Here is a 21,125-nt window from a genome sequence, read left to right as displayed (position 1 = left end):
ATGCGGATCACCGGATTTCGAACCCTGAACACGGTCCTGGAGTGGGGGCGGCCGGTCGGTGACGCCAACGGCGTCTTCGCCGACGGGGTCGTGCCCGTGCCGATCGTCCTGGTGACCACCGACGTGGGGATCACGGGCGTCGGTCTGGGGCCGGCCGTCGACGCGGAGGCGGTCTTCGCCGCCCTCGACGGCGAGGATCCGCGCGGTGTCACGGCTCTCTACGACCGCATGCTGCGGCAGACGTTCAAGGCCGGGCACGCGGGCGCGGTGTTCGGGACCATCGGCGCGTTCGACACGGCGTTGTGGGACATCAAGGCCCAGGCCGCCGGGGAGCCTCTGTGGCGTCTACTGGGCGGCCGGGACCGGCGGGTGCCCGCGTACGCCTCGGGTCTTGACATCGGCCTCACCGACGCCGAGCTTGTGGCCGTGTACCAGTCGTACGCGGAGCACGGGGTGCGCGCGGCCAAGCTCAAGGGGGGTCTGGACGTCGAACAGGACCGGCGACGGCTGTCGCTGGTACGCGAGGTCCTGGCCGACGCCGCCCGGGGAGTACAACCCGCGCTGATGCTCGACGCGAACGAGTCGTGGTCCCGTAAGCAGGCCGTTCGCCATGTGTGCGCGCTGGAGCGCACCCTCGACCTGACCTGGGTCGAGGAGCCGGTCCGGCGCTGGGACGCCGAAGGTCTGGCCGCGGTCGGCCGGGGGATCCGGGCCTCGGTGGCCAGCGGTGAGAACCTTTCCGGCCTCGAACAGTTCCGCCCGCTGCTCGCCGCGGGGGCGGTCGACATCGTCCAGACGAGCGCGGTCTGGGGCATCACCCACTTCCTGCGGGTCGCCATGCTGGCCCACGCGCACGATCTGCCGGTCAGCTGCGTCGGGACCACCCCGGTCGGCCTGCTGCACGCCGCGACGGCCACACCGAACCATCTCGCGGGCGAGCTCCAGGACCTCCGGCCGCCGCTGGGCATCCACGTCGATCTGCATGTCGAGGGCGGCGAGTTCATCCTCGGCGACTCGCCGGGCCTGGGCATCCGGATCGACGAGGAGGCGATCCGGTCAGCGCCCCGACGCTCCGCTCCCCCGGCGGGCGACGGCACGAACGTACGCCCGGAATGGGCGGGCCGCCGCTTGCTGCCCGCTCCGCCCGCTGCTGGGCCTCACCCGGGCTCTCGGCGGCCCCTTCCGCTGCGCCGGGCGGACGGGAGTCCTGAGCGGCATGACTCGGAGCCGATGATCTGATCGCGGGGCTTGTGGGGCGCTGCGTGGGGTGGGGCACCGTGCGGGGTCGGGCGGCGCGCGGGAGCGGGATCGGGCGGTGTGCGGGGGGCACCGTGCGGGGGTGGGGAGCAGGCCGTGGTTCCGGCGACCGCGTCGGCGGCGTGGCGGCGGTGCGCGGCGAAGGGGTCGAGGGCGGTGCCGGTGTCGCGGGCTCGTGGTGCGGCGACGAGTTCGCCTCCGGCGACGCCCCCGTCGCCGACGCCGTCACCCGCCTCGCGTCCACCTGGCCTCCTGCCCCTCCCGAACCGCCGTCGATTCCCACCGCCACGGCGTCTGCGGCGAGGAGAGGTCGGGTTCGCCCAGGCCGGCGACACGATCTACGTCTCCGGACAGCTCTCCCGGCGAGGAGGGCCGCTTCCTCCACGCCGACGACAGTCGTACGCCAGTTTCGAGAAGGCGCTCGCCCGCTACGGCGCCACCCGCAGCCAGGTCGTCCCGGAGCCCCAATTCTTGCGGGAGGGCAGCAGGGCGAGGTGTTCCTCGCGTACGAGGCCGAAGCGCAGGGCCACGGAGACCAGGGCGGCGCGTTTGGCCCCCGTGCGGGCCGGCATGTCCGGGGTGTCGGCGAGGTCCAGGCGGAGTTTGCGGCAGGCCAGGTAGTCGATGTGGTAGTTCACCGCGGACCGGGTCAGGTCCTCGCAGTCCGGCAGACCACGCAGGCGTTCCGCGATGTCCCCGGCACTGGGCAGGGTGCTGTCCGAGGGGTCGCGCAGGCGCGGTTCACACAGGGCGACGAGGACGAGGAAGTACTTCGCGGCCGTGTCGAGCGCGTACGGGTGCACGGTCCGCTCCCCCGCCCCGGGAACCATCCGCTCCTCCCGGTACGCCGGACGCGGAGCGAACACCTTGAACCCCTCAGTCCCCCGCACCCCCGGCAGCACCACCCGCGAGAACTCGAACGGCACCGGCGCGGACAGCCTCCCCGGCCCCACCGACATGTACTCCCCGGCGCCCTCCAGGTTCTCGACCAGGTACGCCGTACCCGCACTGAAGTTGGACAGCCGCCAGTAGTCCCCCGCCGCCTCCAGCAACCCGGCCCGCCGGGAGATACCCGGATCGGGCAGGACGATCGACACACCCTCCCCGTCGGGCGTCCCCCGCCCGAACTCCGCCACCTCCCCCGGCGCCAGCCTCAACAACCCCGCCACCCCCACACCACCCGCACCAGCCCGCGCCCGCCCCAGCGGCTGCACAATGATCGTCTCCACGCCAGATCTCCCCCGAACACACCGTCTGCCTCACCCATGAGGACGCACACCGCGGCCATTGGTTCCCGCGCTGCGCTCCCGACGCCTCAGTAGTTTTTGTCCGTGGGTGTTTTGCCACGACTTGCTCCACTCCGCCAGTCCTCGCCCGACGCCCCCAGTGCCGTCAGCCAGGCGTCGCGGACGGCGGCCCATTCCCGGCCGCAGCCTTCCGCACGGCCGGCGGGAAGAGTGTCCGGGCCGACAAGGTCCTGGTGACGTCCAGGAGCGGAACCGTAGACCCAGCAGAGTTCGTCGACGAACCGCTCACGGTCCAAGGAGTGCTCGTCCTCGCCTCTGTCGTCGACGTCCTCGGCCGTCTCCGCCCACAGCCGCCACGCCTCCGCCGCCGCAAGCAACTGCCGCTCGCCGACGACCCCCTTGTCCAGCAGCATCAGTGCCGCGAACCGGTCCGCGAAGTCCTCCTCCCGGCCGGTCACCCGCAGATCCAGTACGTCGACAAGGGCGTGCGCGGTCTCGTGGAAGACCGTCTCCAGGAGCACCGCCTCGACCTCATCGCCGGACCGTGCACGCCCGGCCTGCCGGAACAGCTCCCGTGTCTCGGAGGCTTCCTCGTAGCACAGCTCCACCGTCCGGGTCTCCGGATCGTAGGAGGCCCCCTCCCCGCCACAGGACCGCACGACGACGTCCACCGGCCGCTCCACCTCCACCTTCACCAAGCCGGCAACCGCCGCAGCGGCCTCCTCGACCAGCCCCCGCAGGAACGCGGCATCCCCCCGGTCGGCGCCCACCGGCTCCTCGTACCGAGCCACGAATACCGAACCCTGCCCGCCCCCAGCGTCCTGACACCCGACCCCACCGATACCCGACACCAGCACCACGACGGCCGCCGACCACGCACGACGCCATCGGCACACAAAAGCCACCCCCCTCTGATGACCCCGACCGTACCCAACCCCGCAAACCTTGTCGGCTTCAGGAACCCAGCACCAGGTGGCCTGGCCAAGGCGCCCCGAGCGGACGAGGATGGGTGGCAGCAGGAGGCAGCAGCTTGTGGGAAGGTTGCCCCCGGATCACTGCCGGAGGTGAGTGGGGCATGGCTGAACTGCCGCGCGAGGAGCAGTTGGCGGCGGCGTTCGTCGACCTCGCCGACACGTTGGTGCAGGACTTCGACGTCATCAACTTCCTCCATTCGCTGGCCGAACACTGTGTGAACCTGCTGGATGTCGCGGCGGCCGGAGTCTTGCTGGCCACCCCAGGGGGCCGGCTGGTGGACGCCGCGGCCTCGGACGAGCGCACCCGAGAGCTGGAACTGGCCAGCATCGAGTGGGACGAGGGCCCCTGCCGCGACTGCTTCCGGACCAAGCAGCGGATCCCCGACGTACCGCTGGGGACCGAGTCGGCGAGAGTACGGTGGCCCCGGTTCGCGCCACGGGCCGTGGAAGCCGGCTTCACCTCGGTCGTGGCGGCTCCCCTGCGGCTGCACGACCAGGTGATCGGGGCCCTCAACCTCTTCCGGGACCGCCCGGGTCCACTGGACGAGTCCCAGTTGCGGCTCGGTCAGGCGCTGGCCGACACTGCGACCATCGGTGTGCTTCAACAGCGGGCGGTGAGTGAGCAGATGACCGTGACGGCGCAACTGCAGGCCGCTCTGGACAGCCGGGTCATCATCGAGCAGGCCAAGGGGTATCTGGCCAACCGCCGTGGCACCGGTGTCGAGGAGGCGTTCACCCTCATGCGCCGCTACGCACGCGATCACCAGACACGGCTCACCGAGATCGCCCGCCAGGTCCTCCAGGGCACGGCCGACGCGTCTCTCCTCCCGCGACGTGATCGGTGAGGACCGACCTCTCGGTCGGTCGTCGTCCGCGCTGTGCGGCGTTGAGGAAGGGGCGGTCGCGGTGACCCATCCGATGATGGCCGACTACCTGCGCGCCCTCAGCTCACACACCGGCCCCGGCCTGGCACCGCTGCCCCTCGCGGCCTGCGCCGACATGCTGGGCCTGGACGGCCTCGGCCTGCTCCTCGCCGCCGGCGACCGGACCGAACTGGTGCAGTCCTTCGGTGAGTTCACTCTCGCGCTGGAGGATCTCCAGCAGGTCCAGGGCCAGGGCCCCAGCCTGGACGCCGCCCGCCACGGCGCCCTGATACTGCTGCCCGACGTGGCCGACGACGCCGCGTTCGCCACCGTCCGCTGGCCGGCCCTGCCCGGCGCGATCGAGGCGCTGGGCGTACGCGCGGTGTTCTCCTTCCCCCTGCGCATCGGGATCATCGCGCTCGGCGCGCTCACCGGTCACCGGACCCGGCCCGGCCCGATGACCACCGACCAGCTCACCGACGCCTTCGGCCTGGCCGACACCCTCGCCCAGATCGCCATCACCACCGCCGTCCACGTCGACCTGCCGCACGCTCCGCTCCTCGACGACCCCGGTCTCCACTTCGCCGAGGTGCACCAGGCCACCGGCATGCTCGCCGACGCGCTGGACACCGACTGCGACCACGCCCTGATCCGGCTGCGCGGTTACGCCTTCAGCCACGACCGACCGCTCCTGGACGTCGCCCGGGACGTACTGGCCCGCCGCGTACGCCTGGAGGATAACGGAGAGAGCACCCCTGACTCCGTCACCTAGCAGACGAGCCGACGTCTCCGCAGCCTTTCGGCACGACCGGCCGGTGGACAGGCCATCTCTCCTAACCTGAAGTGCCGACCCGGACCCCGTTGGTGACCAGTCCCGATGGACATCCACACCCGGAGAAGAGGGTCGCGGTGTTTCCGCTCCCCGCAGTGATCTGCGTCAAGGACATCCGTACGCACGGAGACTGCACTTTGGTCGTCCTGTGCGGCGAAATCGACATCCAGACGGCCCCAGGCATCAACCATCGCCTCGACACGATCAACCACGCCGACAACGTCAACCTCTTGGTCGACCTGCGCGCCGTCGACTTCATGGACGGCACCGGCGTACGGCTCCTCGAACGCGCCCGCTCCCGCGCCGCTCGGCACGGCGGACACCTGCGCTTGATCTGTACGAACCCGGTACTCCTGCGGCTGCTCACCTTTCCCTGGCTGCACCTGGACTTCGACATCCTGGACCGGCTGCCCGCACCGGTGCCTCCCCAGGCGGCGGCCTGACCGACCTGAAACCGCCCTGTCCCCGCCGCCACGGCACAACTACGCTCACCACGCGGCCCTGGACCCCGGTCGACCGTGCGCCTCCCGCTGCCGGGTACTCCCGCACCCGGCACAGTCGGTCGAGGCAACCCGGTCCGCGGCTCCATGGGGAGTGGGGTCGCGGCCGGGGTCATGGTCAGCGGGTCGTGAAGCCGCCGTTCGCGAAGATGGTCTGCCCGCTGATCCAGCCGCCCTCCGTGGCGAGGAACACGACCAACGGCACGATGTCCTCGACCTCCGTGAGCCGTCCGCCCAGCCCCTGTGACTTGAGGAACGCGACGCGCTCGGGGGTCTCCTGGGCGTAGAAGAACGGGGTGTCCATCGGGCCGGGCGCAACGCTGTTGACGGAGATCCCGCGTACGGCGAACTCCTTCGCGGCGGCGCGGGTGAAGTGCTCGACGGGGGCCTTGGCACCCGCGTACGTCGAGTAGCCGTCCGTGAACGCGGCCAGCAGCGAGGTCAGGACGGTGACGATCCTGCCGCCGTCGTTCAGGTGGCGTCCGGCCTCGCGGAGGAAGAAGTACGCGGCCTTGGAGTTGACCGCGAACATCCGGTCGTACTCCTCCTCCGTGGTCTCCACGATCGGCTTGCGCAGGACCATACCGGCCGTGTTGACCGCGACGTCGATCCCGCCGAAGTGGTCCTTGGCGGTGGTGAACAGCCGCTCGACGTCGGCCACTTGGGACAGGTCGCCCTGGACCAGGAACCCCTTCCCGCCCGCCTCCTCGATCGCCTTCAGGGTCCGGCGGGCGTCGGGCGCGGTCGCGTCGGAGTGGTAGTGGACGACGACGTTCGCGCCCTGCGTCGCGACCGTGGTGCTGATCAGGCCGCCGAGGTTCTTCGCGCCCGCGCCGACCAGGACGGTCCTGCCGGACAGGGAGTGGTTCACGCTCATGGGGATCCCGCCTTCGCGATGGTGCCGGTACGACGACCACCATCGCCCGGCGCCCCGCGTCGCCTCTTGCACGATCACGCGGTCCTTGGACAAACGCATCACGAGCCGGAGTGTGCGATCACGACGGCCCCGAGGCCAGAATGGGAGCGTGTCAGGTTCCTTGATCAAGCCCCATCTCGTGCACCTCTCCGGCAGCGGTACGGGCCTCGCGCACGCCGTCGTCGAGCGGGACAGGGAACTCGCGGCCGGGAAGCACCCCGCCGCGCAGCCGCCCACCGGTCCGGACAGTCACGTCCTCGTCGTGCACGCGGGCACCTCGACGACCCTCGACTGGTCCGCCGACGGCTTCGCCCGGCGTGAGCGCTTCCACCGGGGCCAGTCCCTGATCAACCCGGCGGGCTGGGCCGCACGCCCCCGCTGGCAGGAGGACGCCGAGCTGATGCTCGTCTCCCTGGACCCGGTCTGGCTGGAGAAGCTCGCCGACGAAGCCGGACTGCGCGGCACCCTGGAGATCACGCCCGCCTACCACCTCAGCGACGCGTTCCTCGCGATGATGGTGGAGCGCCTGGTCCAGGAGTACGAGCACAGCGGACCGGCCGACGGGCTGTACGCCCAGTCCCTGGTCCAGGCGGTCGCCGCGCACGTCATCAAGGTCGCCTCCACCCACGGCAACGCGGCCAGACCCGCCGGTCCAGGGCTCGCTCCGCGCAGGCTCGCCCAGGTCACCGACTACATCCACGCCAACCTCGCGGAACCCCTCAGCCTCGACACTCTCGCCCGGATCGCCGGCGTCAGCTCCTCCCACTTCACCCGCACCTTCCGCGCCTCCACCGGACACTCGCCCCACCAGTACGTCCTGCGGCAACGCCTCGAACAGGCCCGTACCGCGCTCCTCACCAGCGCCTCCCCCATCGCCGACATCGCCCTCGCCTGCGGTTTCACCGACCAGAGCCACCTCACGCGCACGATGCGCCGCCAACTCGGCGTCACTCCCCACGCGTTGCGCGCCGGGTAGTACAGGGCGCACCCGGCCCGTCGGCCGTGCACCCACACCCCGTTGACCACACAAAGTGATGGGTCGAATACTGGGCGCACTGAACGCCCACTCGGGCTCCACCAGAAGGCCCTTCACGAAGGGGTGCACCCATGGGCTTACCGGCAAGACACGACGACGCACCGCAGCAGCACTCCCAGCCGGCCCGCCGGACCGTGCTCGGCAAGGCACTCGGCCTCGCGGCGGCCGGCCTCGGCGCCGCCGCGGCGATCGCGGCCACCGCCCCCTCCGCGCACGCGGCGGTCCGCGCGAACCAGGCCGACTGGCGGTTCTGCACCAAGTGCTTCGGCATGTTCTTCCGCGGCTACCCCACCGACGGCGTCTGCCCGGCCGGCGGCGGCCACGACTCCGCCGGCTACAACTTCAACCTCCCGCACGACATCCCGGAGACCCCCACCGCCCAGCACAACTGGCGCTTCTGCACGAAGTGCTTCGGCATGTTCTTCTGGGGCTACCCGGACAACGGCCGCTGCCCCGCCGGCGCGGCCCACGCGGCGGCCGGGTACGACTTCGTCCTCCCGCACGACATCCCGCAGACCCCGAACACGCAGCACAACTGGCGCTTCTGCCCCAAGTGTTACGGGCTCTACTTCTACGGCTACCCCACCAACGGCCGCTGTCCGGCGGGCGCTGCGCACAGCGTCGCGGGGTACGACTTCGTCCTTCCGTACCTGTAGGCCCCAGGCGCCCCGGCAATGCCGTCGGCATCGTCGGGGCGGTCATGGTGCTCCGAACACTCTCAGCGCCTCCTGGACGAACCCCCGGTACGTCCTCGTCCTCGTGTCCAGGTGCTGGCCCCCCGCGAGGATGAGGTTGTGCGGGTAGTAGGCGCCTCTTCTCTCCGGCACGTACTCCATCGAGAACACCCGGCGCACGATGGACTCGTCGCCGAGTCCCGCCTTCCGGTACCCGGCGATCGACGCCTCGACCGCCGCTTCGCTCCGCGCCGTGGGGTCGTCGAGGTGAGCGGGGTCCTCCGATCCGAGGATCAGGTCGAGGGCCTTGTCGTGCTTGCCGTCCACCAGGCGTGAGTAGCGCAGGACGACGACGGGGTGCGCCGAGCTCAGCCGGCCGTCGGGAGGCAGCGGGTAGTCGAGCAGGTAGTAGTTCGCGGCATCGGGGAAGACCGTGATTCCCCGCAAGAGTTTGCCGTCGGGCAGGAAGGAGCGCGGGCGCTCGCGCCAGCGGCCGATGACGACGACCTTGACGTTCTCCTTGAGCAGCTTGGGGATGACGTCCTTGCCCAGCAGGAGCCTGCTGTTCTTCGCGTCGCGCGGGTATTCGTTCGTGTAGACGGTCTCGAACAGGACGAGACCGCCGATCGCCCTGAGGTTGTTGCCGGCGCTGGTGAAGGCGTTGCCGCCGGACTGGCTGTAGGCCATCAGCACCGGCTTGTCGACGGCGAGGCTGTCGGCGTCGAGTGCCGTGCCGTGGGTGTAGACGGCTTTGACGGCGCCGGCGGTCAGGTCGTCGAGACCGCGCTTCAGGAGTACGCCGCCGTCGCCGCCGTTCATCAGCGGCACCAGCAGCACGTACTTCTCGTCGTGGACCTGCGAAACCAGCGGGAGGACCGGCACCGAGCCGACGCTCTGCTCGCGCTCATCGGCGACCTGGTCGAGGACTACGCCGACCGGACAGAAGCCGTGAACGACCGGCTTGCCCACCCATCCTGAGCGCTCTCCTCCACGCGGCACTCGAAGGCCGAGAGGTACGACGCCATGCGCCGCACGGCTCGTACGGCAGCACTTCGGCGACGCCCTCGACTGGCGACTCCCGCACGACTTCCACGGGCCGCCTCTACTTCACCCCGCACCCCGACCGCGTCGGGTACGCCCCGGAGGACGACCGTTCCTTCGGGTTGCGGGCAGAGCGGTACGCCGCCACGGCGCGCGGCGACGACCGGTGAGCGCCGTCATGACGGAGCTGATGTGGAGCCGCTCGCGGGCCAAACGGAGGGGCACTTCGCCCTGGTCCGTGAGGCGGACGACAGGGGGTGGTTCTCCCTGTCCCTGGAGCAGATCGCCAAGCTCGCCCGGCTGTCGGCGCGGGCGGTCACCAACCGCCTACCAGAACTGTCGCCGCTCGGGGAACTGAGCTACACGCCGGGTTCGGGTAGCGCACGCCGATGCCCCTGATCGTCACCGCGATGCTCTCGATGACCCTCGACTACGTCTGGTTCCTGGTCTCGGCGGGCTCCTCCCCCGCGTACACGTCCGGCATGTTCCCGTCCCTGGTCCTCCTCGGCGGCGGTTTCGCCTTCGGGTACGGCGCGATCATGGCGCAGGCCACGGAACAGGGCCTGGCCTCAGGGCTCGTCCAGACCTCGGGCCAGGTCGGTGGGGCCCTCGTCCTCGCGGCCCTCACTGCGGTGCTTGCGGGGACGGGCGACAGCGGGGCGGACTTCACCGCGTACCGGCCGGACCTGAACCTGGTCACGGGGGTGGCGACGGTGGGGCTGTTGCTGAACGTGGTTCCTGTGCTGCGCATCCGGAGGGGTCGGAAGGTGGCGTAGGCCCGGCGTCCTGTCCGGCCCGGGGCAGGACCATGAACCGGCAGTGCGGCCCGGCGACCTCGCCGCGAACGGCAACCAGAGCTGGGGCTTCACGACTTTCGCCCTCGCCCGGCGGACCGGACACGGCGCTGTCCCGGCGACGGCTCACGGTCCCGCGTCGGCAGGAGCGACCACGCCAGAGGTCTGAGCAGGGAGACAAGGGCAGCGACGTCGTCGTACCAGCCCTCCGGAGCTAAGACGATCAGCTCCAATACATCTGCGGGGTGCGGGAGTTCACGGCGCGTGCCGGGGTTCTCGCCGGCCCCGCAGGCAGGTGGCATCGACGACGGAGCCGGCGAGAGTCCGAAGTGGGCTAGGCCCCGTCGACCAGTCCGCCGGCGATCCTGTCGAACTCCTCCAGGACATCGAGGAGTCCAGCCCTGCCCCACAGGGCGAGGCCAAGGGCGGTGACGCCCACGGCCGTCATGTGTACGGCGCCCAGAACGTCCCGGCCCGACAGCGCCCGCATCGCCGAGCCGTCGCCGCGAGCCCACGCCCGAGTCGCCTCGGTGATGGCGAACTCGTAGTGGGGCGGGGCGGCGGTGGCGACCTCGTCGGCATGACGGACCAGTTCGTCCAGTCTCCAGCGCCTGCCGGTCAGCTCCATGATGCTGATCGTGGAGTGCAGCAGGCCGTTCAGGAGGGCGTACACCTCGACCCGGCTGTCCGCGTCCAGCCCGGCCAGCGCCGCCTGGACCGCGTCGGTGTCATGGTCCACGTACCCCCGGACGACCTCCACCGCGTTGCTCATGAGCGTCACCGTACGGTCGCCCGGATGCGCGGGGATCGGTCTCGCGGCGTACCGCGCCTCATAAGAAAGCAGTAGGACCCCCGCTCCCCGGCAGACGCGCCTCCAGAGGTCAAAGGGGGAGGAAAATCTCCCTCCCGCGAGCCGGATCCCCGGTGTCAGACTGCCCGCGTGACCGGCCGCTCTCATCGCACGCGGCTCTCCAGGTCCCTCCCGTGACGATCCACCCCTAGGCCCGTGCCCCCGTGTACGGCCGAGCTGTCCGCGACACGAAGGCATACATATGTCGACCGAATCCCCCGACCCGCCCTCCCCCGACGCCGATGGACCGTTCCCGGCGCCAACCCGGCGGACCTTCATCGCCACCACCACCGCCGTGGCGAGCGGCACCCTGCTCGCGGGCCCCCCTGAAGCCGCCCCGCTCACGAGCCGCGTCACCCTGACCATCAACGGCACCCGCCACACCGTGACCGTCGACAACCGCACCTCGCTCCTCGACCTCCTGCGCGAACACCTCGGCCTCACCGGCGCGAAGAAGGGCTGCAACGCCGGGGCCTGCGGAGCCTGCACGGTCCTGGTCGACGGACGGCGCGTCAACTCCTGCCTGACACTGGCCGTCCGGCTCCAGAACGCCGAGGTGACCACCATCGAGGGACTCGCCGACGGCGACGAACTGCACCCGCTCCAGCAGGCGTTCATCGACCAGGACGCCTTCCAGTGCGGCTACTGCACGCCGGGCCAGATCCTGTCGGGGGTGGGGTGCGTCCAGGAGGGGCACGCCGGTTCGCCCGAGGAGATCCGGGAGTGGATGAGCGGCAACATCTGCCGCTGCGGCTGCTACGTCAAGATCGTGCGCGCGGTCGAGCAGACCGCCGCCCACCGGAAGTGAGGCCCTCTTGCACCCCTTCTCCTTCACCAGGGCAGCCGACACCCGCGAGGCCCTCGACGCCGGTCGGCGCGGCGGCCGTTACATCGCTGGCGGCACCACCCTCGTCGACCTGATGCGCGAGACCGTCGAACGCCCCGGGACGCTGGTCGACATCACCGGCCTGCCCCTGCGGGACATCCTCGTCACCCAGGGCGGCGGGCTGCGGATCGGCGCCCTGGTCACCATGGCCGACGCCGCCCGGCATCCCACGATCCGGCTCACCCACCCCGTGATCTCGCAGGCCCTTGAGCTGAGCGCCTCCGCCCAGCTGCGCAACATGGCGACCATCGGCGGCAACATCATGCAGCGCACCCGGTGCACGTACTTCCGGGACGTGACGGCCGACTGCAACAAGCGCGAGCCCGGCTCGGGGTGCGCGGCCCGCGACGGCTTCAACCGCTCCCACGCCGTCCTCGGCACCTCCGACGCCTGCGTCGCCACGCACCCCTCCGACGTAGCCGTGGCCTTCGCGGCCCTGGAGGCGAGCGTGCACCTGCTGGGCCCGGACGGCGATCGCCGTATCCCCTTCGCCGACTTCCTCCTCCAGCCCGGCGGCACACCGCACCGCGAACAGGCCCTCGAAAAGGGCGAGTTGATCACCGCCGTGGAGATCCCCGCCCTGCCGAGGCCGCTCAGGTCGGGCTACCTCAAGGTCCGCGACCGCCAGTCCTACGAGTTCGCCCTCACCTCCGCCGCCGTCGCCCTGCACATCCGGGGCGGGGTGATCCGCGAGGCGAAGGTCGCCGCCGGCGGAGTGGGCACCGTGCCGTGGAAGCTGCCCGCCGTCGAACAGCGCCTCGCCGGGGAGCGCCCCTCAGCGGCGCTGTGGACCGAGGCCGCCGCGCGAGCGGAACAGGGCACCCGCCCCCTGGCCCACAACCGGTTCAAGGTCGCGCTGCTGCGGCGGACCGTCGAACGCCAGCTGCGCATCGTAGGAGGAAGCGAGTGAGTCCCCAGCCCCAGGCGGCCGTGGGCGCGCCCCTGTCCCGGGTGGACGGCGTGCTGAAGGTCACCGGCCAGGCGGAGTACGCCGTCGAGCACGAGATCGAGGGCGCTGTGCACGCCGTCATTGTGGACGCGAGCATCGGCCGGGGCCGTATCGCCGCGATCGACACCCGCGCCGCCGAGCGGCACGCGGGCGTCCTGCGGGTGATCCATCACCGCAACGCGCCGACGCTGCCGTACCGCGACAACTCCGGCTCCAACAACCCGCCCGGCCGCAGGCTGCGGGTCTTCCAGGACGACCGGGTCCTCTTCCACGGCCAGCCGGTCGCCGTCGTGGTGGCCACCACGCTGGAGGCCGCGCAGCACGGCGCGAGCCTGGTGTCGGTCCGCTACGAGGCCGAGCGGCCCTCGACGGATCTGCGCGAGGCCGAGCCCGGGGAGCCGACGCCGTACGCGCGGGGCGACGCGGAGGCCGGTCTGCGGTCGTCGGCCGTACGGCTGGACCGGACGTACCGGATGGCGCGCAATCACCACAACCCGATGGAGCCGCACGCCACGGTCGCCCGCTGGGACGGCGACCGGCTGACCGTGTGGGACAAGACGCAGTGGGTGATGGGCACGCACGACGAGATCGCCGCCGTGTTCGGCCTGCCGGCGGACGCGGTGCGGGTGATCAACCCGTTCGTCGGGGGCGGGTTCGGCAGCGGGCTGCGGTGCTGGCCGCACACGATCGTCGCCGCGCTGGCGGCGCGGGTGACGGGCCGTCCGGTGAAGCTGGTGCTGACCCGGCGTCAGATGTACTTCGGGACCGGGTTCCGGCCGTCGTACGCGTACCGGCTGCGGCTCGGCAGCGACCGGCGCGGGCGGCTGAACGCGGCGATCCACGACATCGACGCCGAGACCTCGTCGTACGAGACGTTCACCGAGGCGGTCATGCTGGCCGGGCAGATGCTCTACAGCATGCCGAACGTGCGGCAGGCGTACCGGCAGGTGCCCCTGGACGTGAACACCCCGATCTGGATGCGCGGTCCTGGACTCGCCTCGGCGTCGTTCGCGATCGAGTCGGCGATGGACGAGCTCGCGCACGAACTGGGCGTCGATCCGATCGAGTTGCGTCGGCGCAACGAGCCGGGCGAGGACCAGTCGAACGGGCTGCCCTGGTCGACCCGCCGGCTGAGCGAGTGCTACACGGTCGGCGCCCGCGAGTTCGGCTGGGACCGCCGCGACCCCAGGCCCCGTGCGACGCGGGACGGGGACCGGCTGATCGGGATGGGCATGGCCGCCGGGGTCTACGACTCGGGCCGCTATCCCGCGCAGGCCCGGGCCCGGCTGGACGCCGACGGCACGGCGGTGGTCGAGGCGGCCACCAGCGACATGGGCCCGGGCACCTATACCTCGCAGACCCAGGTGGCCGCGGACGCGCTCGGGCTGACCATGCGCACGGTGACCTTCCGGCTCGGCGACTCCCGCTACCCGCGGACGTCCCCGCACGGCGGCTCGGCGACCATGGCGAGCGTCGGCACGGCCGTCGCCGACGCCTGCGACAAGGTGCGGCGACAGGCGATCGCCCTCGCCGTCGGGGACGAGGCGTCACCGCTGTACGGGGCGGACGCCGGCGGCGTGGTGGTGCGCGCGGGCCGGCTGTACGTCCAGGGCGACCCGGCGCGCGGCGAGACCTACCGCAGCCTGCTGGCCCGCAACGACCGCACCCACCTGGAAGCGGACGGCGTCTACGAGGGGCCCGGCACCGAGCGGCGCTCCTACCACGCCTACAGCGCCACCTTCGCCGAGGTCGCCGTGGACGCGGACCTGGGCCTCGTACGGGTACGGCGGATGCTCGGCGTGTACGACGCGGGCCGCATCATCAGCCCCAAGCTCGCCGACAGCCAGGCGATCGGCGGCATCGTGGGCGGGATCGGTACGGCCCTGCTGGAGCACACGGTCACCGACCACCGCGACGGGCGGATCGTGAACGCGAACCTGGCGGACTACCTCGTCCCGGTCAACGCCGACGTCCCCGAGGTCAGGGCCGTCTACCTGGACGGCGAGGACAACGCCGGCAACACGCTCGGCGTCAAGGGGCTCGGCGAGGTCGTCCAGGTCGGCGTGGCGGCGGCGATCGCCAACGCGGTCTTCAACGCGACCGGCCGCCGGGTGCATCAACTGCCCATCACGGCCGAGGCGTTGCTCTGACATCCCTCTTCTCCCAAGGATCCGCCCATGCTGAACATCGCGGACACGCTGCTCCGCTGGTGCCGCGAGGCACGCCCCTTCGCCCTGGCCACCGTCGTCGGCGTCACCGGCAGCGCGCCCTTGCCCGTCGGTACGTCAGTGGCGGTGGACGAGGACGGCAACGCGGTCGGCAGCGTCTCCGGGGGATGCGTGGAGGGCGCGGTGTACGAGCTGTGCCGACAGGTGCTCGGTGAGGGGGACGCGCCTCAGCGCGCCCGGTTCGGCTACTCCGACGACGACGCCTTCGCCGTCGGGCTGACCTGCGGCGGCGAACTCGACGTCCTCGTCCAGCGCGTGGACGCGGCGGAACGGTCCCACCTCGCCGCCGCTCTCACGGACGCGGCCGACGGCAGGCCCGTCGCGCTCGCGCAGATCGTCGAGGGTCCCGGCGAGCTGGTCGGCCGGATGCTGTACGCCGACGCGCTGACCGGCGAGGTGGGCCGGGAAGTGGGCGCACAGGCGCGGGCGTTGTTGCGGGCCGGACATACGGCCCGGGTGGAGGTCGGCGCCCTGTCGGTCCTGGTGCACGTCCACGCGTCCCGCCCCCGGATGCTGGTCTTCGGGGCCGTCGACTTCGCCTCGGCGCTCAGCCGGGCCGGACGCTTCCTCGGCTACCGGGTCACCGTCTGCGACGCGCGTCCCGTCTTCGCGACCGAGGCGCGTTTCCCGGACGCGGACGAGGTCGTCGTCGACTGGCCGCACCGCTACCTGGCGGACACCGACGTGGACGCCCGTACCGCCGTCTGCGTCCTCACCCACGACGCCAGGTTCGACGTACCCCTGCTGCGGCTGGCGCTCGGTCTGCCCGTCGGGTACGTGGGGGCGATGGGGTCGCGGCGCACCCACTGCGAGCGGCTGCGTCTGTTGCGGGAGGCGGGCGTGACGCCGGAGCAGCTCGCCCGGCTCCGCTCGCCCATCGGCCTCGACCTCGGCGCCCGCACCCCCGAGGAGACGGCGGTGTCGATCACGGCGGAGATCGTCGCCCATGCCCACGGGGGAACCGGTCTGCCCCTGTCCCGGGGCAGGGGTCCGATCCACCGGCGTCAGGTGCTGGTCAGCCGCTGAGAGCGGAGGAGGGCTGGAGCCGCTGGTCGGCGGCCCAGGAGCCCAGCAGGCGCAGGCGTTCGTGGGTGGGCGAGCCGGGCGCGGCGGTCCAGACGGTCAGGTGCTGGTCGGCGTCCGTGTTCGCGGTGTACGTGTCCCAGTCGAGGACGAGTTCGCCGACGACGGGGTGGTCGAGGGTCTTCGTGCCGACGGTCCGGGCCGCGACCTTGTGCTCGCCCCACCACTTCGCGAACTGCTGGTCCCGCGTGGACAGTTCGCCGACCAGCTCGATCAGGCGCGGGTCCTCGGGGTAGCGGGCGGCCTCCATGCGCAGCTGCGCGACGGCGGTCCGCGCCGAGGTCTCCCAGTCGGCGTACAGGGTCCGCATCACCGGGTCGGTGAAGATCAGCCGGGGATAGTTGCGGTGTTTCTCCGGGACCAGGGAGAAGTCGGTGACCAGGGCTGCGGCCAGAGCGTTCCAGGCGAGGATGTCCCCCCGGCGGCCCTGCACGACGGCGGGCGTGGCGGTGAGGTCGTCGAGGACGCGCTGGAGCTGCGGCTGGACCTGCTGCCGGCCGCGCCGCCGGGTACGGGGTGCGGTCTTGCCGGCGAGCTGGAAGAGATAGCCGCGCTCGTCGTCGTCCAGGTGGAGGACCCGGGCGAGGGTCTCCAGGACGGGGGCGGACGCCTGGATCCGGCCCTGCTCCAGCCGGGTGTAGTAGTCGGTACTGATCGAGGCGAGCTGGGCGACCTCCTCGCGGCGCAGCCCGGCGACCCGGCGGGGGCCGCCCAGCTCGGGCAGGCCGACCGTACGGGGACTCAGCTCGGAGCGGCGTCTCCTGAGGAACCCGCCCAGCTCGTTCGGGGGAATGCTGCTGGTCATGCCGTTCAGCATGGCATCCGTCGCGCTCCGGGATGGGGGGACAGTTTCCTCCCAGGATGAATCCCTCCGCTTTCCGCGCCCCGGCCCGCGTGTGAGCCTGAATTCCGGGCGCCCCCGGCAAGATCTTCGACCTCACCCTGCCGCTGGAGCGGGTCGCCGAGGGGTACAAGGCCATGGACGAACGCCGTGCCGTCAAGGTCCTCCTCGCGCCCTGACCCGAGGGACCTATCACCCAGGACAAGGAACCACGTGACCACTTTCGCCCTCATCGGCGCCGGCCCCGGCCTCGGGCTCGCCACCGCCCGGAGGTTCGCCGCCGCGGGCCACGCCGTCGCGCTCCTCTCGCGCCGTACGGAGCATCTCGATCCCCTCGTCGCCGAGTTGGCCCGTGACGCGGTCGAGGTGAGGGGCTTCGCGGCTGACGTCCTCGACGCCGCGTCCCTGCGTACGGCGCTGAAGGACGCGGCGGCCACGCTGGGGCCCGTCGAGATCCTCCAGTACAGCCCCGCTCCCCGTGCCGACTTCATGAAGCGGCTCCTGGACACGGGTGCCGACGACCTCACCGCCCCGCTGGCCTTCTCGGTCCAGGGTCCGGTCACCGCCGTCGACGCGGTGCTGCCCGGGATGCGTGAACTCGGGCGCGGCACCGTGCTGTTCGTGAACGGCGCGAGCGCCGTGCGGCCGAATCCGAACGTCGCCGGGACGTCGATCGCGTACGCCGGGGAGAGTGCGTACGCCCGGATGCTGTACGACGTCCTCGCGCCGGAGAACATCCACGTCGCCCAGCTCATCGTCCCCGGGGCCATCCGGCCCGGCGCCGGGCTCAGCAGTCCCGATGCGCTGGCCGAGCGCCTGTACGGTCTCCACGTCCACCGGAGCGGCTTCCGCCACTACGCCGAGCCATTGGAACCATGAGACACCACCTGATACCGGCCGCCGCTCTGCTGCTGGCCGTGACCGCCTGTACGGCGGAGACCACCCGACCGTCGCCCTCCGCGTCTTCGTCCGGCAGGACAACCACCATGAACCTTCGCCTCACCGTCGACGGCCACCCCGTCGCCGCGACTCTCGACGACAGCGCCGCCGCCCGGGACTTCGCCGCGCTGCTCCCTCTCACGCTGGACCTCAGTGACTTCCACGCGACGGAGAGGATCGCGGATCTGCCGCGCCGGCTGTCCGTCTCGGGTTCCCCTGGCGGGGCCGAAGCGAAGGCCGGTGACCTGGCCTACTACGCGCCCTGGGGAAATCTGGCCGTCTTCTACCGCGACTTTCCCTATTCCGACGGTCTGGTCATCCTCGGCCGGGTGGCCGAGAGCGATACCGGCCGGCTCCCCGGCGCGGAGAAGATCACCATCGAGAACGTTTCATGACATGCGGGATCTCAGTACGTCGACCTCGCAGCCCGGCGCGAACGGATCACATCGAGGTCGACGTCGGCGCCGTAACCGGCGATGACCAGGTCCGCGGGCAGGACGCCGTCCGCCCCGAACCTCGGCAGGGTCAAGCCGCGGTGGCCCATTCGGCGAGGTGCCGGGCTGTGCCGGCGGGATCGACGATCTGGTGGAGGTGTTCGCCGGGGAGGTCCGCCACGCGCCAGCCGCGTTCGCGGGCCTCGGTGGCGAAGTCGTCGTACGGAGGGCCGAACAGCAGGTAGGAGCAGGGGTGGTCGTCCCAGCCGTCGGGTCGGAGAACATGGGTGCGACGTCCGCCTCGTCCCACCAGTCGGTCCAGCGCGGCAGCCTGCCGTTCACAGCCATCGGGCGGAGGAACTCCAGCAACTCGGGTGGGGCGACAGGGGTCGGTCCGCTCCGGGCCGGCAGTGCGGCATCCACGAAGACCGAGCCGGCCACCGGATGGTCGAGTCCCCGGCGAATCACCGGGACGAACAAGCCCGCGTTGCTGTGTGCCACCAGCGTGACGGGGCTGTCGGCCGGGACCTGCCGGAGATCGTCGCGGACGGCGTCCACGGCGCGGGGCCAGAAGGGCGGAGCACCGGCGCCCACGCCCAGCAGGAACGGCACTCGCACCTGGTACCCGGCCGCCCTCAAGTGTTCGGCCACCGGGTGCCAGGTCGAGGGACCCACGGACGGACTGTGCAGCGGTCTCTGCCGACAGCAGAGCGCTTCGTCGCGGGAGGCCCAGCGGGTGCGGAACACAGTGACCGCGAAAATCGCTCGCGCGGCGCCCGGCAGGGCGTGAGGATCGGCAACCGGTGTCCAGCGTTCGGTGGAGAGGAATCCGCGTGGTCGGTCGAGTGGCGGTGCGGCAGATGGACGAGGAAGTCCTCGAAGAGCTTCTCGCGGTGGCCGTCGAGGACGCGGCGCCCGAAGACGTCATGCCTCCCGTGGCCGGTCCGCCCGGGTGGACCGCGAGGCGGCGGGACGCCTTCCGGGACTGGCACCGGTCCCGTTTCCCCGGGCTCGCCGGTCCGCTCCGCGAGTCCACCTTCGCGGTCGTCCATGACGGGGCGGTCGTGGGGTCGGCCCGGCTGGCCGCGCGCGACAGCCCCGACGTCCTCGAAACCGGCATGTGGCTCGGCCGTTCACAGCGCGGACGCGGCATCGGCACCGCCGCTCTGCGGATCCTCCTCGACGAAGCGGCGAAGGCCGGTGCGCGGATGGTGGTCGCGGACACGATGGCTCACAACACGGCTGCACTCACCGCCCTGCGCCGCAACGGCGCGACGCTGACCACGAGCCGGGACAGCATCGACGTACTCGCCGAACTGACACCGAGGGAGACTCCGTCGAACCCGGGCAGCGCGGACGGTCGCTGAGCCCGCCGAACACGACGGGGCCGGCCAGTACCGGCCGACCCCGCCTTCACCTCTCCACCACCCCGCAGATCACGCGGTGTTGAGAGTCAGCCCATAGAACGACAGCGCGTCATCGAGCGGCTGGAAGTACGACGACCCCGGCGAGTTCACCGACCCGTCGCACCGCTGACTCGACGGACCGCCGGACGTCATCCCCTGAGCCTGGTTGCCCGAGATGTAGGCGCCACCACTGTCACCACCCTGCGTGCAGACGGACGAGCTGCCGAGCCCGGTGACGACCGTGTCCGGCCCCCCGTCGGGGTCGGAGTACGTGACGGACACGTTGTACGAATTCACCCGCCCGCAGGTCCAGTTGGTGGTCCGCCCCGCCTTGCACAGCGTGGCGCCGGACGCCGCGCGCCGGCTGCCGGTGACCGTGGGTTCGGTGGCCCGGCCGTACGTATTGACCACGGTGGCTATGGAGTTGCCCGAGTCCAGCTGGGCGATGCCCATGTCGACGCTCCGACTGCCGGACGCGAAGCGGCTGTTGGTGCCCTGCGCGAACCGGCTCCCCTGGTAGCTGAGTACGGGGAGGCCTTCGATGCAGTGCCCGGCGGTGACCAGGTACTGGCGGCCCGAGGAGTCACGGGCGCCGAAGCCGACGGAGCAGACGAAGCCGTTGAAGGCCATCTCGGAGCCCGGCTTGATGACGGCCTGCGGGGCGAGTTCACGCTGGTCCGAGAGGACACGGACGGCGTCTCCGTGCGCCCGCGCGACGTTCAGGAAGGCGCGGGCGGCGGGGGCGCTGCCGTCGCTGACCTTGACCGTCACCGTGTCGGCGGCGAGGTCGACCTCCCAGGAACTGACTCCGGCGGGCGTCGTGTTGACGGCCGCCGCGTCCAACTGGGCCTTGATCTTGTTCAGTTCACTCTCGCCGTGCCGCGTCGTACGGGCGTGCAGTCCCGCGTCCGCGATCCGCTGAGCCGCCTGGGCGCTCTCGGCGTTGACGACCAGTTCGCCCTTCGTGTCGAAGAACGCCCCGTCCGTCGCGACCCCCTTCCGTTCCAGCGCGGTGAGGGTGTGCTGCTGCGAAGTCTCGTGGTCGAGGCGCTCGGCGGCGGCTCTCTGGCTCACGCCGAGGGAGGACGCCAGGGCGCTGAGCATGGCCGGGTCGTACTGGTCCGCCGAGGCCGTCGACGCCTGTGCGCCCGAGACCGTGACGGAGGAGAGCAGAACCGCGGCGCCGAGCACCGCGAGGGATTTCCGGGAGATGCGCAAGGGTTGTTCCTTCCGGATTCCGGACGAACGACCGCTAACAGTGGGGGGGTGGAAAAGGGCATGGGGGTCCCCTTTTTCCGGTGGTCGCCGTCCGGCGGTCCGCCCTTTCGGGCGACCGCCCCCGAATCTTGAACGACCTTCGCTGCACATGACAAGA

At 71.4% G+C, this 21,125-nt stretch carries 24 protein-coding genes and 1 pseudogene; 16 read left to right on the top strand and 9 right to left on the bottom strand.

Annotated elements, in window-relative coordinates; translation table 11 throughout:
* Nucleotides 1-1,239 (top strand): mandelate racemase/muconate lactonizing enzyme family protein, encoded by a 1,239-nt coding sequence (locus J8M50_RS47470; protein ID WP_010359520.1) that lies wholly within the window; start codon nucleotides 1-3, stop codon nucleotides 1,237-1,239.
* A 446-nt stretch (nucleotides 1,240-1,685) separates the two neighbouring features.
* Here J8M50_RS47470 and J8M50_RS47465 read toward each other — a convergent pair whose 3' ends face one another.
* Together J8M50_RS47465 and J8M50_RS47460 are read right to left on the bottom strand one after the other, a co-directional pair.
* Nucleotides 1,686-2,486 (bottom strand): FHA domain-containing protein, encoded by an 801-nt coding sequence (locus J8M50_RS47465; protein WP_029184558.1) that lies wholly within the window; start codon nucleotides 2,484-2,486, stop codon nucleotides 1,686-1,688.
* A gap of 86 nt (nucleotides 2,487-2,572) precedes the next feature.
* On the bottom strand, nucleotides 2,573-3,295 hold the full coding sequence (locus J8M50_RS47460; RefSeq protein WP_158002834.1) for a DUF4344 domain-containing metallopeptidase: 723 nt from the start codon (nucleotides 3,293-3,295) through the stop codon (nucleotides 2,573-2,575).
* A gap of 284 nt (nucleotides 3,296-3,579) precedes the next feature.
* Between J8M50_RS47460 and J8M50_RS47455 the strand changes: the two genes are divergently transcribed.
* The 3 genes from J8M50_RS47455 to J8M50_RS47445 all read left to right on the top strand — a co-directional run bounded on the left by J8M50_RS47455 (nucleotide 3,580) and on the right by J8M50_RS47445 (nucleotide 5,616).
* On the top strand, nucleotides 3,580-4,323 hold the full coding sequence (locus tag J8M50_RS47455) for a GAF and ANTAR domain-containing protein (protein ID WP_010359516.1): 744 nt from the start codon (nucleotides 3,580-3,582) through the stop codon (nucleotides 4,321-4,323).
* 61 nt (nucleotides 4,324-4,384) lie between these two features.
* Entirely contained in the window at nucleotides 4,385-5,113 is a 729-nt protein-coding gene (locus J8M50_RS47450) for an ANTAR domain-containing protein (protein WP_010359515.1), read from the top strand.
* A gap of 155 nt (nucleotides 5,114-5,268) precedes the next feature.
* Complete coding sequence (locus J8M50_RS47445; RefSeq protein ID WP_100216917.1) at nucleotides 5,269-5,616, top strand: STAS domain-containing protein; 348 nt, start codon at nucleotides 5,269-5,271, stop codon at nucleotides 5,614-5,616.
* Nucleotides 5,617-5,791: 175 nt separating this feature from the next.
* On the opposite strand, the gene J8M50_RS47440 is transcribed toward J8M50_RS47445, so the two are convergent.
* Nucleotides 5,792-6,550: an SDR family oxidoreductase gene (locus J8M50_RS47440; protein WP_010359512.1), complete on the bottom strand. Its 759-nt coding sequence runs from the start codon at nucleotides 6,548-6,550 to the stop codon at nucleotides 5,792-5,794.
* A 148-nt stretch (nucleotides 6,551-6,698) separates the two neighbouring features.
* Here J8M50_RS47440 and J8M50_RS47435 point away from each other — a divergent pair, with 148 nt between their 5' ends.
* Entirely contained in the window at nucleotides 6,699-7,565 is an 867-nt protein-coding gene (locus J8M50_RS47435) for a helix-turn-helix domain-containing protein (protein ID WP_029184557.1), read from the top strand.
* A 131-nt stretch (nucleotides 7,566-7,696) separates the two neighbouring features.
* Nucleotides 7,697-8,281, top strand: coding sequence for a hypothetical protein (locus tag J8M50_RS47430; RefSeq protein WP_010359509.1), 585 nt, complete (start codon nucleotides 7,697-7,699; stop codon nucleotides 8,279-8,281).
* Between the two features lie 42 nt (nucleotides 8,282-8,323).
* Here J8M50_RS47430 and J8M50_RS47425 read toward each other — a convergent pair whose 3' ends face one another.
* Complete coding sequence (locus J8M50_RS47425) at nucleotides 8,324-9,268, bottom strand: hypothetical protein (RefSeq protein ID WP_010359508.1); 945 nt, start codon at nucleotides 9,266-9,268, stop codon at nucleotides 8,324-8,326.
* A gap of 264 nt (nucleotides 9,269-9,532) precedes the next feature.
* Here J8M50_RS47425 and J8M50_RS47420 point away from each other — a divergent pair, with 264 nt between their 5' ends.
* Together J8M50_RS47420 and J8M50_RS47415 are read left to right on the top strand one after the other, a co-directional pair.
* Nucleotides 9,533-9,739, top strand: a complete 207-nt coding sequence (locus J8M50_RS47420; RefSeq protein ID WP_010359506.1) for a hypothetical protein — start codon at nucleotides 9,533-9,535, stop codon at nucleotides 9,737-9,739.
* A complete protein-coding gene (locus J8M50_RS47415; protein WP_010359505.1) occupies nucleotides 9,730-10,116 on the top strand; it encodes a hypothetical protein in 387 nt (128 codons plus the stop codon). The genes J8M50_RS47420 and J8M50_RS47415 overlap by 10 nt, the downstream gene beginning before the upstream one ends.
* A gap of 352 nt (nucleotides 10,117-10,468) precedes the next feature.
* On the opposite strand, the gene J8M50_RS47410 is transcribed toward J8M50_RS47415, so the two are convergent.
* Nucleotides 10,469-10,906, bottom strand: a complete 438-nt coding sequence (locus J8M50_RS47410) for a hypothetical protein (protein ID WP_010359504.1) — start codon at nucleotides 10,904-10,906, stop codon at nucleotides 10,469-10,471.
* Between the two features lie 280 nt (nucleotides 10,907-11,186).
* Here J8M50_RS47410 and J8M50_RS47405 point away from each other — a divergent pair, with 280 nt between their 5' ends.
* From J8M50_RS47405 to J8M50_RS47390, 4 genes are read left to right on the top strand one after another with little or no spacing between them, the layout of a single operon-like run.
* Nucleotides 11,187-11,792, top strand: coding sequence for a (2Fe-2S)-binding protein (locus tag J8M50_RS47405; RefSeq protein ID WP_010359503.1), 606 nt, complete (start codon nucleotides 11,187-11,189; stop codon nucleotides 11,790-11,792).
* 7 nt (nucleotides 11,793-11,799) lie between these two features.
* Nucleotides 11,800-12,780, top strand: a complete 981-nt coding sequence (locus J8M50_RS47400; RefSeq protein WP_010359502.1) for an FAD binding domain-containing protein — start codon at nucleotides 11,800-11,802, stop codon at nucleotides 12,778-12,780.
* Entirely contained in the window at nucleotides 12,777-14,969 is a 2,193-nt protein-coding gene (locus tag J8M50_RS47395; RefSeq protein ID WP_010359501.1) for a xanthine dehydrogenase family protein molybdopterin-binding subunit, read from the top strand. Before J8M50_RS47400 ends, J8M50_RS47395 begins: the two co-directional genes overlap by 4 nt.
* A 27-nt stretch (nucleotides 14,970-14,996) precedes the next feature.
* Nucleotides 14,997-16,073 (top strand): XdhC family protein, encoded by a 1,077-nt coding sequence (locus tag J8M50_RS47390; RefSeq protein WP_010359500.1) that lies wholly within the window; start codon nucleotides 14,997-14,999, stop codon nucleotides 16,071-16,073.
* Here the strand turns inward: J8M50_RS47390 and J8M50_RS47385 are convergent.
* Nucleotides 16,063-16,947: a helix-turn-helix domain-containing protein gene (locus J8M50_RS47385; protein ID WP_010359498.1), complete on the bottom strand. Its 885-nt coding sequence runs from the start codon at nucleotides 16,945-16,947 to the stop codon at nucleotides 16,063-16,065. The two genes, J8M50_RS47390 and J8M50_RS47385, sit on opposite strands and share 11 nt — an antisense overlap.
* Before the next feature lie 101 nt (nucleotides 16,948-17,048).
* On the opposite strand from J8M50_RS47385, the pseudogene J8M50_RS47380 reads away from it, so the two are divergent.
* The 3 genes and pseudogenes from J8M50_RS47380 to J8M50_RS47370 all read left to right on the top strand — a co-directional run.
* Nucleotides 17,049-17,150, top strand: a pseudogene (locus tag J8M50_RS47380) (IMP dehydrogenase); the annotation flags it as partial.
* Nucleotides 17,151-17,184: 34 nt separating this feature from the next.
* Nucleotides 17,185-17,850, top strand: coding sequence for an SDR family NAD(P)-dependent oxidoreductase (locus tag J8M50_RS47375; protein WP_010359496.1), 666 nt, complete (start codon nucleotides 17,185-17,187; stop codon nucleotides 17,848-17,850).
* Nucleotides 17,847-18,305, top strand: coding sequence for a cyclophilin-like fold protein (locus tag J8M50_RS47370; RefSeq protein ID WP_223786449.1), 459 nt, complete (start codon nucleotides 17,847-17,849; stop codon nucleotides 18,303-18,305). Before J8M50_RS47375 ends, J8M50_RS47370 begins: the two co-directional genes overlap by 4 nt.
* Before the next feature lie 11 nt (nucleotides 18,306-18,316).
* Here J8M50_RS47370 and J8M50_RS49570 read toward each other — a convergent pair whose 3' ends face one another.
* Together J8M50_RS49570 and J8M50_RS47365 are read right to left on the bottom strand one after the other, a co-directional pair.
* Nucleotides 18,317-18,439: a hypothetical protein gene (locus J8M50_RS49570; RefSeq protein ID WP_256725176.1), complete on the bottom strand. Its 123-nt coding sequence runs from the start codon at nucleotides 18,437-18,439 to the stop codon at nucleotides 18,317-18,319.
* Entirely contained in the window at nucleotides 18,436-18,654 is a 219-nt protein-coding gene (locus J8M50_RS47365; RefSeq protein ID WP_029184555.1) for a hypothetical protein, read from the bottom strand. Before J8M50_RS47365 ends, J8M50_RS49570 begins: the two co-directional genes overlap by 4 nt.
* 523 nt (nucleotides 18,655-19,177) lie before the next feature.
* Here J8M50_RS47365 and J8M50_RS47360 point away from each other — a divergent pair.
* The gene (locus J8M50_RS47360; RefSeq protein ID WP_040838357.1) at nucleotides 19,178-19,711 is read left to right on the top strand and encodes a GNAT family N-acetyltransferase; all 534 of its coding nucleotides are present in this window, start codon (nucleotides 19,178-19,180) and stop codon (nucleotides 19,709-19,711) included.
* 69 nt (nucleotides 19,712-19,780) lie between these two features.
* On the opposite strand, the gene J8M50_RS47355 is transcribed toward J8M50_RS47360, so the two are convergent.
* Nucleotides 19,781-20,968, bottom strand: coding sequence for a S1 family peptidase (locus J8M50_RS47355; protein WP_010359490.1), 1,188 nt, complete (start codon nucleotides 20,966-20,968; stop codon nucleotides 19,781-19,783).
* Nucleotides 20,969-21,125: the final 157 nt, after the last annotated feature.

Origin of the sequence: Streptomyces acidiscabies (assembly GCF_020010905.1) — a bacterium.
GTDB classification, from domain to species: domain Bacteria; phylum Actinomycetota; class Actinomycetes; order Streptomycetales; family Streptomycetaceae; genus Streptomyces; species Streptomyces acidiscabies.
Note: the sequence above shows the minus strand (reverse complement) of the source record. Positions and strands in the feature narration are given on the sequence as shown.